14 protein-coding genes are annotated in these 13613 nt (G+C 30.5%); 5 read left to right on the forward strand and 9 right to left on the reverse strand.

The window, feature by feature from the left end; translation table 11 throughout:
* Window positions 1-10 precede the first annotated feature (10 nt).
* The 8 genes from BR82_RS0104090 to BR82_RS0104125 form a co-directional block, all read right to left on the reverse strand.
* Window positions 11-826, reverse strand: coding sequence for a Cof-type HAD-IIB family hydrolase (locus BR82_RS0104090; protein WP_147590206.1), 816 nt, complete (start codon window positions 824-826; stop codon window positions 11-13).
* 5 nt (window positions 827-831) lie between these two features.
* Window positions 832-1968, reverse strand: a complete 1137-nt coding sequence (locus BR82_RS0104095) for a glycoside hydrolase family 88 protein (protein ID WP_147590207.1) — start codon at window positions 1966-1968, stop codon at window positions 832-834.
* A 9-nt stretch (window positions 1969-1977) separates the two neighbouring features.
* Entirely contained in the window at window positions 1978-3765 is a 1788-nt protein-coding gene (locus tag BR82_RS15110; protein ID WP_051592738.1) for a DUF2264 domain-containing protein, read from the reverse strand.
* Window positions 3728-4351 (reverse strand): hypothetical protein, encoded by a 624-nt coding sequence (locus tag BR82_RS0104105; protein ID WP_027089129.1) that lies wholly within the window; start codon window positions 4349-4351, stop codon window positions 3728-3730. The genes BR82_RS15110 and BR82_RS0104105 overlap by 38 nt, the downstream gene beginning before the upstream one ends.
* Window positions 4352-4418: 67 nt before the next feature.
* Window positions 4419-5276 carry a PTS system mannose/fructose/sorbose family transporter subunit IID gene (locus BR82_RS0104110; protein ID WP_027089130.1) on the reverse strand — a complete coding sequence of 286 codons (858 nt, stop codon included), beginning with the start codon at window positions 5274-5276 and terminating at the stop codon, window positions 4419-4421.
* Complete coding sequence (locus BR82_RS0104115; RefSeq protein ID WP_027089131.1) at window positions 5269-6132, reverse strand: PTS mannose/fructose/sorbose/N-acetylgalactosamine transporter subunit IIC; 864 nt, start codon at window positions 6130-6132, stop codon at window positions 5269-5271. The genes BR82_RS0104110 and BR82_RS0104115 overlap by 8 nt, the downstream gene beginning before the upstream one ends.
* A 3-nt stretch (window positions 6133-6135) precedes the next feature.
* The gene (locus tag BR82_RS0104120) at window positions 6136-6627 is read right to left on the reverse strand and encodes a PTS sugar transporter subunit IIB (protein WP_027089132.1); all 492 of its coding nucleotides are present in this window, start codon (window positions 6625-6627) and stop codon (window positions 6136-6138) included.
* 33 nt (window positions 6628-6660) lie between these two features.
* Window positions 6661-7089 carry a PTS sugar transporter subunit IIA gene (locus tag BR82_RS0104125; RefSeq protein ID WP_027089133.1) on the reverse strand — a complete coding sequence of 143 codons (429 nt, stop codon included), beginning with the start codon at window positions 7087-7089 and terminating at the stop codon, window positions 6661-6663.
* Between the two features lie 387 nt (window positions 7090-7476).
* Here BR82_RS0104125 and BR82_RS0104130 point away from each other — a divergent pair, with 387 nt between their 5' ends.
* From BR82_RS0104130 to BR82_RS0104145, 4 genes are all read left to right on the forward strand, one after another.
* Window positions 7477-8283 (forward strand): gluconate 5-dehydrogenase, encoded by an 807-nt coding sequence (locus tag BR82_RS0104130; RefSeq protein ID WP_027089134.1) that lies wholly within the window; start codon window positions 7477-7479, stop codon window positions 8281-8283.
* Between the two features lie 16 nt (window positions 8284-8299).
* Entirely contained in the window at window positions 8300-8935 is a 636-nt protein-coding gene (locus BR82_RS0104135; RefSeq protein WP_027089135.1) for an RpiB/LacA/LacB family sugar-phosphate isomerase, read from the forward strand.
* A gap of 135 nt (window positions 8936-9070) precedes the next feature.
* Entirely contained in the window at window positions 9071-10072 is a 1002-nt protein-coding gene (locus tag BR82_RS0104140; RefSeq protein WP_027089136.1) for a sugar kinase, read from the forward strand.
* Window positions 10073-10081: 9 nt separating this feature from the next.
* A complete protein-coding gene (locus BR82_RS0104145) occupies window positions 10082-10720 on the forward strand; it encodes a bifunctional 2-keto-4-hydroxyglutarate aldolase/2-keto-3-deoxy-6-phosphogluconate aldolase (protein ID WP_027089137.1) in 639 nt (212 codons plus the stop codon).
* A 1229-nt stretch (window positions 10721-11949) separates the two neighbouring features.
* Here the strand turns inward: BR82_RS0104145 and BR82_RS17620 are convergent.
* Window positions 11950-12279: a PDDEXK nuclease domain-containing protein gene (locus BR82_RS17620; RefSeq protein WP_335324201.1), complete on the reverse strand. Its 330-nt coding sequence runs from the start codon at window positions 12277-12279 to the stop codon at window positions 11950-11952.
* A 1117-nt stretch (window positions 12280-13396) separates the two neighbouring features.
* On the opposite strand from BR82_RS17620, the gene BR82_RS16635 reads away from it, so the two are divergent.
* On the forward strand, window positions 13397-13613 hold a 217-nt coding region (locus BR82_RS16635), incomplete at its 3' end, for a phage integrase N-terminal SAM-like domain-containing protein (protein WP_027089139.1).

The following is a 13613-nucleotide window of genomic DNA, read 5'->3' on the forward strand; positions in this document are numbered from 1 at the left end:
ATTTCCCCCGCTATAAAATATATTTTTCAATCACATCAGCAACACCATGATGATTATTATCAAAATCACTGATCACATCAGCTTTTTCTCTAATTGCTTTCGTAGCATTCTTCATCGCTACTGCCAATCCAGCTGCTTCCAGCATTTCTAAATCATTTTCATTATCGCCGATACAAATAACTTCATTTACATCAATTGATAAATATTTTGCTAATTCCTTTACAGCGGACCCTTTAGTAACTTGTTTATCGGTTATATCAACATAATCAATGTCCGACATCGCTACTGCATAAAGATTCAGCTCTTCAAACTCATTTCTGATTTTCTGATATTTATTCTTATCTCTTTCTAAAATAGAAATTTTTACAATATCTTGGGCATGTTCAAAAATTAAATTTTGATAATCTTCTGGATCTTTAGCAATAATGAAGTCAGCTTTTAAGCTGCCTTTTTCTAATTGTTTTTTCCAAGAATTTGAAACATCATTATTTCGAATTGAAAATTGTGGGGTGCTAAATGCTGCATATGTTTTATTTTCAACAATAACTTGATAAGCTTTTTCCAATTGTTCCTTAGTCAAAGTATGCTTTAAAACCGCTTTGCCATCATCTTCGAGATAAGCACCATTTAAACAAATCAATAATGGACTAACCCCAATTTGTTTAAAAATCTCATTTAAAGAATTAGGTGTCCGTCCTGAAGCAATTGCAATTCTTATACCTGCCTTATCAGCTTTTTTTAAAGCCTCAATATTTTGCCTGGATATTGATTTATCGTCGCTAGCTAAAGTACCATCAACATCAATGCATAGTAATTTATATTTCATTTTACTTACCAAATTAAAATATCCTTATCTAATAATCTTAAAACTGCTTCGATGAAGAAATAATCACCATAAATAATTGGTACATGTTTATCATGTTCAGTAAAATATGAGCCTGAACCCATTTGGACGATTGAATCATAGTTAATATCCCAATTACAGAATTTTTTATCAGTAGCTTTTAATATTTTAATAGCTGCATTAATATAGAAATCTTTTTCTAATGCAGGAACATGATTAGCAATTTCAAGCAATCCACAAGCTGCGCAGACACCTGCAGTTGAATCCCAGTATACTGGTTCTTTAGGAGCTCTAAAATCTAATAAAGCAACTCCGTCAGTTAAATCAATTTGTGATATAAAATAATGAGCAACCTTTTTAGCTGTATCTAAATATTCTTTTTTATCAGTATGCAAATAACTTAAAGCAAAACCATAAATTGCCCAAGCTTGTCCCCGTGACCATGAAGAACCACTAGCATATCCTTGCCCTCCTGGTGTTTCCAATAATTCACCATTAGTCGGATCTAATACAATAATATGATTGCAAGAGCCATCTTGGCGGACAGTATTATTCATAACTGTATCAACATGATCCATTGCTATATATTTAAAACGTGGATCATCAATAACATCTTGTGCCCAATATAATAATGGAACATTCATCATACTATCAACAATGACCCAGCCAGCTCGATCACGATTCCATGAACGAATAAACTTTCCACGGGGATTATAACGACCTGCCAATAAATGCGCAGCATGCAATCCTCGCGCTAAAGAACGTTCATTTCCTGTAATACGGTAATTTGCAACTGCACTATGAAGCCACATAAATCCAACATCATGGTGTAACCCTGTATATTTGTCAAAAGCTTGATCCAACTTATCTTCAACTCCATTAGCTGCTACCTTATATTTTTCTTCACCGGTAGCATGATACATTTGCCAAAGCATCCCCGGCCAAAAGCCATTAGTCCACCAAACTATGTCTGTTTTGGCTTTATCTTCCCGATATACTCCATCTTCGGCAATATAAGGAATTTTATCACCGATCCGATCACATTGTGCTGACATCTTTGCCATTATTTTTTCATATATTTTATCTAACCATTTTTGATTATTTTCATCTAAATTATATTTCATAGTCATCTCCTAGAATTCTTCTAAATATATTTTTTTATTTTTAAACTCAAGCAACTGATGCTCGAATTTTAACGGTATCATCATATTTGGGCAATTACCTTGAAGATCACCGTAAACTAAACTTCCTAAAAGTGTTTGACCCTTGTTTATTACGCCATACAAACATGCTACACCATTTGTTTCACAATCATAAATATTAGTATTAGGATTTTGCTTTATCGCCACTGGTATTCGATTTTTAAAAAGATCTCTAATTCCGCTGCAAACCCCATTATTTTCTAAAATAATAATTTTATCCTTAACAATCGGCTGATTAAATTTATAATGCCATCCCCAAACAGGAAAAGCTCCTTCATATGCATGTAGCTCCATATCAGTAACTATTCGATGAATTCGTAAATGATAATCCTCATCAATTGGAACAAGCCAAGTTTCTATATCTGCTACCACACCATAATTCCACTTACTATACAAATAATCCTTATGAACTACACACTTTTGAATTTCACCACGGCTGACATACTGATCCGTTCCCTTTACTGATAGCGCCAAGGCATTATCAATTGCATAGTTTTCTATCCCCTGAACATCACGACTTAGATTCCAACCAAATCCAGTTGAGTAACAAAACTTTCCGTACTTAGCATGATGCTGTAAAACATGTCCTTTACTATACTGAAAACCAGATAAAGCATAATGATGTTTAATCCCTGCAATAATTAAAAAACCAGGTTCAACTTGACAACTCAAAGTATTCAAATCAATTCTTTTCTTAGCCTCAATCTGCCAAAAAGAATGACTGCCGGGTAACGTCAATAATACAAATGTCTTTAAAGCCCATGCTGGTGAGCCTGGTGCATTATAATCTTCTGATAACAATAAATTAGGATAACCACAACCCACAGTAATCATATTATTTTGAGTAATAGGAAAATCATGCCAGTAGTTCAAATTTCTAAAAATTATTTCTTTAACTTCACTAAGTTCATAATTATAGCTCTCACTTACTACTTGTCCTACCCAAAATGCCACATGACCAAATCGATAACTTAAACTTCGTCCAAATTGAAGGGTTCTACCTTGTTGATCAATCCAATATTTGAAATCCTCTTGGAATTTCCAGCAACGCTCTTTAACAGTTTCATGATCAAATTCATCCGTATATTTACTTAAAATCATACTATAAAAGTGAAAACCAAAAGCAATATAGTAATCTCTTTGACTTGCTACCCCGTCTTGATACCAGCCATTACCTACATACAAATTATTAATTTTTGCTTTAGCCTCATCTATTTTAGCTTGACTATATCGCAAATTGTTTTTTTTCAATCCACAATTCACGATCAATAAAAATAACAACCAATTATTTTGTGGAAATTCAATTTCATTGATAGAATTTAACCATGTCTCTAAGTATTCAATTTCTTCATTACTAAAATAGTTCAACAGTTTATCTTGGCAACAGAGAAGGCCATAACCATATACAGCCATTTCCACAGCTATTTGGCGAGTTTTTGTAGTAGGTTTTAAAAATACTGTTTTTGTTTTCAGGTTCAACTCATATTTTATTCTTTCAATATATGGTAATACTAGCATCTCATCATAATCACCACTTGCAATCAAAGAAAAGATTGCCCAAAGTGGTCTTGATACATATTCTAATTCTCTAATCTCCTGCTGATATGTTGAACCGGTTACTCCTTGATAATCCCAGGGATCAGGTAACATTGTTTTAAGCCAGTCAACTAAATCAGCTCTGCTACATAACTTGGAGTGTTCTTTCAAATTCTTGGACATTTGTCTGATAATCCTCCATTGCTCTAGTTAAATATTTTAAATAATCTTTCTGATTATTCTTTGTTTGATAAGATTTTGCTAAAAGATACTCCAAATATCCTTTTTTCTTACCTCGATGTTTTTCTAATTCATTTTCTAATTCATTGATATATTTGGTTGAACCATTCATTAAAATGTCATAGTGGCGCTGATATTTTTTTAACTCCCTTTCATCAAAAACTTCAGCCATTTTACTGACAATCTTTTTACATCTATTAATTTGGTCATGATTACAATAATAGTTAAAACCACGTACTAAAATATCACTAAGCTGATAAGTTGTTAGATTCATTTTCATCATTTGATTGAATTGATTCGTAACACCCTGATCTGTTTCAGTCTTTATATAGGCACTAAGTTTTAATATCTCTCGCGTATAGATTGGCATCATCGCTCTTGCTAATCGACTATCAACATATTTAAAAAAGCTATCATAATCTTCAGTATTTAAACTATTATAAACTTTCATAAAAATATTTTTCTTTATTATTGCCATTATAATTGATGAAATAATTAAAATTATTATAATAATTAAAACTCCACTCATATTTTACCTCCAAATATAACAAACAAAGGGCTAACAAGCTCTTCCCTGTTAACCCTAAATAACCTTTTTATCCGCCACAGACTCCTAATACAGTTAGAAGCACTGATGCAGCAAACATTACTAATAATACGGTAATTGGTTTATTTTTCTTACGTAAGTAGAAGAAAGAGGCCATTGTAATTCCTAGTGGTAATAAACCAGGCATAATTTGATCTAAGACATTTTGTAAATTAAACACTGTTCCCCCAAAGTCGGCAACGAATGTTGTTTTAAAACTTACATATTGGGCAGTCATTGCCCCAGTCATAATCAAACCTAAAACCGCAAAACCTTTAGTAAAAGCCTTGATTTGACCTGAAGCAAGAGCTTTTGAAATATACGTACTACCTAATTTTAAACCAAATGTAGCTCCAAAATATCTAATTAAAATATTAGGAATATTATAAACTAATGCAAATAAGATCGGCCCTAACCAAGATCCACTTTGAGAGAAACCTAAAGCAATCCCAGTTGCAATAATTCTTAAAGCCCCAGAATAAATAGAATCACCAATTCCTGCAAACGGTCCCATTAAGGCAACTTTAATTGCTTCAATTGAAGCATCATCAAAATCTTTACCAGCGTCTAAACAAGCTTTTCTTTCTTGCTCCATAGAAATAACTAATGAAAAGATAAATGGTGACATTCCTGGTGTTGTATTAAAGAAATCTTGATGACGTGACATTGCATCATAAAATTCATCCGTTTCCTTACCATAGATGTCCTCTAAATAAGGTATCATTGTCCAACCAAATGTTGTTCCTTGTTGTTTTGTATATGACGTACAGAACATTAACCACATTGATCTCCAAAATACTGATCTTACTAGTTTCTTTTGTTCTGACGTAAGTTTTGTCTTCATTGAAGGTGCTGCTGTATTAGTCATTGAAGAAGTCCTCGCTTTCATCAAGTGTTGTTGTCATTACTTGTCTTTTTTCATCATCTTTAATTTTTCTTAACTCATTGAAAATAATAATTGCGGCTACACACCCTCCAATAAATGAAATTTGTACTAAAGACAAGATTTTAGTAGAAGCACTAGTTAATTTGACTGCACCATCTACAAGAGAAGCCCCAGTAACATTATTATAGAAGAAGAAAGCACCAAGACCAAAACCTAAGAAATAATATGGACAGATTTCTTTATTCCATAATGATTTTAATAATAAAGCCATACCTAATGCAGGCAACATTGTTGAAGCAACAGTCATAGACTTTTGAACCCAGTCTGGAATGGCATTGACAAAGGCACTAACTGCATCTGTACCTACATAAATACAGACAAATCCTAAAACAAAATAAGCTAAATGAAAACCAATAAATTGAAGGATCCATAATCTCTTAAACCCTTTAATATTATGTTTTTTAATTAAATCTTCAAATTTTGGAACTAATGAAGTTACTACAACCTTCATTGATGAATATAATAAAGTTCCAAGAGCAGCAAGCGGTAATGCTAAAGTAACCGCAGTTGCTAAATCCTTATCTAACAATAATGCAAAAGCTGCTCCAAAAATTGAACCTAAAGTAAAGTCACTTGGCATAACACCACCTAAGCTAACATTACCCAAAAATACTAACTCTAGCTCAGCAGCTAAAATAATTCCCTCAGTTGGATGTCCTAATAACGCTCCTAAAATTGCAACACAGAAGATTGGTCTTTGGAACATTGTATTTCCATACCAGTCAAAAAACTTAGTTGCTGCTAAGACAACCCCAACAATCAATGCGTTTGTTAACATATTCTACTTTCCCCCTAATAATTTCATAAAATTCTGTTTTTCATCACTTGGTAAAGGTTGATGAATCATTTCAATTCCTAACCCTTCAAGTTCCTTAAACACTTCTTTGTCATGTTCAGTTACATATACAGATTCAGATATCTTTACTTTCTTTGATAAACCTCCACCAATGCGCCCATAATTAGCCACATTTAACACCGGCTTTTCACTTACACCTTTAACAACTGCCAATAAATCATCTGGATTATTAGAAATTACTAAAATTTTCATTGCCTCGCTACGAGGATCTGATAAAATCCCAATAGTTTTGTTGATTGGCAAAATTGCAGCTTTTACTCCAGCAGGCGCCGCCATTTTTAAAGCGCTTACTTGAATTTCATTGCTAGCAATAGTATCACTAGCAACAATAATTCGATTAATACCTAATTCTTTAGACCACATCACGGCAACTTGACCATGAATTAATCGATCATCAATTCGCATCATTGAAATCATGATTTTATTTCCCCTTTCTGTCTGTTAAATTCATTAAAAAAAATCATCTTCATTTGATATGTTTTGCTTTTCTAGATATTTAGTAGATATATGAACAATACCTTCTTTACAAGCTTCTATCTTCGCTTGAATATCTTCATCACTCATTGGTGCTGGTGCAAATAATAATTCAATTACTAATCCCATATTTAACCCACTAACTAATTTGACATTCTCCTCTTGAATCAATGTCATGCAGCCATTACAAACACTCCCACCTAATAAATCAGCAACTACAATAAATTGCGTATCAGGATTTTCTTTAGCCATCTTTGCCACCTGATCACTAACAATTGAATAATGCTCTCCCGGCATCATTCCTAAACATGATAGTGCCTCATTTTCTCCAACGATCATTTGCACAGAATGCAACATTCCTGCTGATAGTTTTCCATGAGAGACTAAAATAATTTTCTTATCCACTAAACTTCCTCGCTTTCTAATAAATTACCACTAATTCGGTAAACTGGTTTACTTACACTTTCATTTTATACCACTATGAAAGCGTTGTCAACATTTTTTACGAGAATATTTTACGATAAAAAAGTACATATATAAGGATACAAGTAGCAAAAAAAATCATTTATTTTTTATTTTTTTGTCAAAATATTAATAAAAAAAATAAATTTTTTTCATTTTTTTGCATTTACCCATTGACAAAACCGGTTTACTAAATTATGCTTTAGTTGTAACTAATAGTTACATCCTTTCAAATATTCCAGTAAGTCCATGTAAAATTAATATTTCTGGTTTACTTCAATTCAATTTCTTACTGGAATAATTATTTAGTTAAGAAATGGAGAAGATTATATGACTTTTAATATGAATAAATTTTCCTTAACAGGTAAAGTTGCTCTCATAACCGGTGCCTCTTATGGAATTGGTTTTGCAATTGCCAGCGGATATGCCAGCGCTGGGGCTACGATTGTTTTTAATGATATTAATCAAGATTTAGTAAATAAAGGTTTAACTGCTTATCAAGCAGCAGGAATAACAGCTCATGGATATGTCTGTGATGTCACTGATGAAAACGCTGTTAATGAAATGGTTAAAAAAATTGAACAAGAAGTTGGAGCAATTGATATTTTAGTAAATAATGCAGGAATTATTAAACGAATTCCAATGTGTGAGATGAGCGCCAACGATTTTAGAAAAGTAATTGATGTAGACTTAAACGCTCCATTTATTGTTTCTAAAGCTGTTATCCCTTCAATGATCAAAAATGGTCATGGAAAAATCATTAATATTTGCTCAATGATGTCAGAATTAGGAAGAGAGACTGTAAGTGCTTATGCGGCAGCTAAAGGCGGCTTAAAAATGTTAACACGTAATATTGCTTCAGAATATGGCGAATTTAATATTCAATGCAATGGAATTGGTCCAGGATATATTGCTACTCCACAAACCGCTCCACTTAGAGAATTACAAGCTGATGGCAGTCGTCATCCGTTTGATCAATTTATTATTTCTAAAACTCCAGCAGCACGTTGGGGAAAACCTGATGATTTGATAGGACCTGCGATTTTTTTAGCAAGTGATGCTAGTGATTTTGTAAATGGTCATATTTTATATGTTGATGGTGGCATCTTAGCCTATATTGGTAAACAACCACAATAACGAAAAGGAGAATCGTATGAAAATTGCTTTAATTAACGAAAACAGCCAAGCGGCTAAAAATGAAATTATTTATAAAACTTTAAAAGAAGTAGCTGATCAAAAAGGCTACGAGGTATATAACTATGGCATGTATGGTAAAGAAAACGAGAGCCAGTTAACATATGTTCAAAATGGTTTATTAGCAGCCATTTTGTTAAACTCAAAAGCTGCCGATTTTGTTATTACAGGATGTGGTACAGGTAGTGGGGCTATGCTAGCATTAAACAGTTTCCCAAATGTTACATGTGGATTAGCAGTAGAACCAACAGATGCTTATTTATTTTCTCAAATTAACGGAGGTAATGCTCTATCAATTCCTTATGCTAAAGGATTTGGCTGGGGAGCTGAATTAAATTTAAAATTAATTTTTGAAAGATTATTTGCAGAAACTGCTGGTGGCGGATATCCAAAAGAACGCGTAGTTCCAGAACAGCGAAACGCTCGTATTTTAAATAAAGTGAAACAAATTACACATACTGATATGATGACAATTTTAAAACAAATCGATCAAGATTTCTTAAAAGAAACAATTGCTGGTGAAAAATTTCAAGAGTATTTCTTTGCAAACTGCCAAGTTGAAGAAATTGCTGATTATATTAAATCAGTTTTATAATAGTGCTGTTACATGTATATTAGCTGTCCCATTACCTTTTATTTCCTCTCTCCTTATAAATATAATAATTGCTGATTATACATTGTAATATATTTTGCCATCATTTGATGGCATTTTTTTGAAAGGAAAATAGAAATGAAAAAAATATTATTTTTTGGTGAACCATTGATTAGATTCACCCCTCTTAATAATGAGAAAATTAGCGATAATGCATTAACTTCTATGCATTACGGCGGTAGTGAAATTAACATTGCTAGAACATTATCTGGGCTAGGAATTGCCACTAAAGTATTTACAGGATTACCTGCTAATCCTGTTGGTAAAAGTTTTGTTAATTTCATGAATCAAAATAAGATTGATACTAGCAGTATTTGTTTTAAAGGAGAACGCGTAGGCTTATATTATCTTGAAAATGGCTACGGCATTAGAGCAAGCGATGTTTATTATGATCGTAAAAATACTAGTATCAATGATATTGATATCTTGAATATTAAAATGGATGCATTATTTCAGGGTATTACCCATTTTCATTTTAGCGGTATTACTGTTGCTATCTCACCAGAAGTAAGAACTACTCTTCATGTTCTTCTTCGAGAAGCTAAGGAACGAAACATTACTATTTCAATGGATTTAAATTTGCGAACTAAAATGATTTCTATCGAAGACGCTAAAAAACAATTCAGTATTTTTGCTAAATATGCAGATTATTGTTTTGGAATTGAACCATTAATGATAAATAGCGATGATATTAATATGTTTGATCGCAATACTGCTACAATTCAAATGATTCAAGAAAGAATGCAAGTATTAAAAGATGTTTTTAATTTTAAAGCCATTTTTCATACAATTAGAAATATTGATGAAAATCAGGTAAACAGCTATCAATGTTATTTACTTGCAGATCAGTTCTATACTTCAATTAATTTAAAAACATCATTATTAGAGCGCGTTGGCAGCGGTGATGCCTTTGTTGCTGGAGCGCTATATAAATTAATAAATGGAGCACCTTTACAAGAAGTAATTGATTTTGCAGTAGCTGCCGGAACTTTAAAATGCACAATCAAAGGTGACAGTATGTTTGAATCAGTTGATAAAATAAATAATTTATTAAAAATAAATCACGAAATATCAAGATAGGAGAAAATTATGACTAAATCAAATATAATTATTGAATTAAAAAAACAAGGTGTGGTTGCAGTAATCAGAGGTACAAGTTATGAAGAAGGTTACCAAACAGCCATCGCTTGTATTAAAGGAAATTTAAAAGCTATTGAGATTGCTTATACCAACAATAATGCTGATATGATTATTAAACAATTATCAAGTAATTATCAAAATGATAATACTGTTTTAATTGGTGCTGGAACTGTTTTAGATGCACCAACTGCAAAAAATGCTATTATGGCTGGGGCTAAATATATAGTATCACCAGCTTTTAATCAAGAAACCGCCATCATTTGTAACCGCTATGGTATTCCATATATTCCTGGCTGTATGACAATTAAAGAAATTATTACAGCCATGGGGGCTGGTTGTGAAATCATTAAGTTATTTCCAGGAAGTGCTTTTAGTCCTAATTATATCAATGCAATCAAAGGTCCTTTACCACATACTTCATTAATGGTTACTGGTGGAGTTAACTTAAATAATGCAACTGAATGGTTTCATGCCGGAGTTGATGCAATTGGTATTGGTGGTGAGATAAACAAATTAGCCGCCAAAGGACAGTTTGATATGATTAAAGAAATTGCACAAAAATACGTAAACACAAAAGTTAAAAGATAATCTAATATTATTAAATCAATCTCATTTATAAAAATTTCAATTATTAAAAAAGTGTTTAGATAAATAATATTTTAAAATTATTGATACAAAAAGCCATATACTATCGTTCTTTAAAATATTTTATATCAGTTTTTAGTAACGTTGCATTAGCATATTCAATGATTGTTTGATAATATATTAACTTCTGTCTTACATGGTTTAAAGTATAATTGCTATTACTGTTTTAGGATACGAAGTAAAACAAACGTTCTGTTAGTATTTTACTAACATACAATAAATTATAAAATATCATACTAATAAACCTTAATTAAATAAAAATAATGAAACCATTACAATTATATACGTTTGTCCAAAATCGTATTCAACAATCATTTTATCAAAGTTCCCATCAACAAAGATAGGAACTTTATTTTATAAATAAAACTGTATTTTCTTTCACAAATACTTGCATATTCAACTTATTTAACAACAGCATCTTTAAGCAGTCATCTTTTAAGAAAAACACAAGCTGTCAAAATACTAATGATAAGATTTATTTCAATTCGTTATAACACTTATTACATTAATCTCTTTAATTATAAAGATTTCCAAAAGAAAATAACCATCCAACGCTAATTGTAATGGTTATTTCTTTTAAATAACTTTCACTTAAGGACAACCGTTTATCGATATTCCTTTTTTCATTTATAATATACTATAAAATATCAAAAACATTAATAATATTAACATTTCTTACTTTATCCGCTTATAGTTGATATCATTTTGCATTTTACTTGAGAATTATTTTCTACTTTATTGTTATTCAGCATAACTTAAAAGTTCTTATATTAATAAGTACTTAAAAATCTAGAATAATCTTGTATCTTCCTTAGTGTTTATTTTAATTAACGTTTTGCTAATTCCTAATTGTAATAAAATCAACACTTTTTGAGGTTTTGCATCTTACTTGCATATTTACCAAACCACATACAACTGTTATATACAAGAAAAGATAATATAAGTATATTTCTATTAATAGGATAATTATTTTCTGTATTGCATATAACACAAGACACACCAACTACTAATATAATTTTCATTGTTCCTAATGCTAATTCTTTCTATATTTTTCTAATCTATCTTCTTTTGAACTAATTTTAAATTACTCTGAAAAACTGACTTGCAAAACTTTTAATTCTCTTTTCATATCACCTATCATTATTTTCCAAATCTTTTGAGTTTTGTTGTAACTAAAAAATTGTTCTTTGAGTTTCTATCTCATTTCTTAATTCTTCTGTTGGTAAATATAATTTATATTTACTTGCAAACAATTGTTCATTTCCCTTAAGAATTGAATATCGTACTATATCTTCATCTGTATCTGCACAAAGAATAATTCCAATGATTAGATTATCTCCTTCTGTTCGTTTTAATTTATCACAAATTTTAACATATAAATCCATTTGTCCTACATCTTGATGACTTATTTTTTCTGTTTTAAGATCAATTAAAACAAAGCTTTTTAAATAATAATTATAGAATACAAAATCAATATAGTAATCTTGTTTTTCAGCATGAATGTGCTGTTATCTTGAAACAAAAACATAAACTTTCCTTATTCACATTAGAAATTTTATAAACGAGTTATAATACTTATTTTTAATTTAGTTAATTTGTTCATTTCATTAATAACAGGTTGTTTAATTTGTGATTTTAACAAATGATAATAATATTGAGAGATATTTCGTTGTAATGTTCTAACACTCCAAGTTTAACCTTTTACCCCTTTCTCATACCATTCTCTAGCAATACTATCTTTTACTTACGTTAAAATTTAATGGCAAGACCAAAACAAAAAAGCTATTGAGGATTTTCCAAACATTGTCTGGAAAATATTTAAATATGTTGTATAAAACTATATAGATGTAACTTTATAATTTTTTCTCAATCGATGAGTTACATATTCAGATAGCCTTTTAAATATTGCTTTACTATATTTATCCCTATCTTTTATATTTTGTTCTTTTTCAAAAATCATTTTTTCTATTTCAAAACATATATACTATTTATAGATTGACAGTAGCATTTACATTATTTCTTGCATTTTTCTAATGAATCCCTTTAGTTAAATTTATTCTATAGCCAGCAATAATAATGTCTAAATTATAATAATTAGTAGAGTTGCATTTTTTACAACTGAACTAATTTCATCTAATTCCCTTCTTTAAAAATATTAGATATATGTATAGAAATAGTTAATTTATTTTTATCAAACAATTCACTCATTATTTTGAATCATATCAACCATAATATCACTTTCCCATTTAAAATTTTATTAATTAGTCTATTATAACACTAATTTTTCTTTATTTCATTAAAAAGCACAAAAAATCCAAGATAATCTTGAATTTTTTTATAGTAATTTTGTCACATTGCCAAAACAACTTAATTCCACTTATTACATAAAATATTTAAATTATAGAAATCATTAATACACAAATTGTGCTTAATAGCGTCCCCAACAAATAGTACTCTGCAAACTCTTTATTTTCTGATATTTTATTGTACTAAAACGCTACGCGTTAGCTCAATTCTTTCTTTATGTTTTCTATATTTTTTTGTTTGCCATCTTTCTTATGATGGCTTTTTTTATTTATAATTTAGTTGTCATTTTATAACAGAAAGGACTGATTAATTATGAATACTAAATCTATAAATGACAAAATCAAACAATTTCCTATCCTTAATGATGTTAGGATCGCTCTCGATTTAAAAAACCTTGCCGATAAAACTATTATCAATTATATGGACGGTATCGCTCGTTTTCTTGATTTCATTAATTATGACAATCTTTTTGATATTAACGAAGACCACTTCAGAGATTATCTCCTCTATCTTCATTCTACTCCTTTAT

Source organism: Thomasclavelia saccharogumia DSM 17460 (genome assembly GCF_000686665.1).
Lineage (GTDB): Bacteria > Bacillota_I > Bacilli_A > Erysipelotrichales > Coprobacillaceae > Thomasclavelia > Thomasclavelia saccharogumia.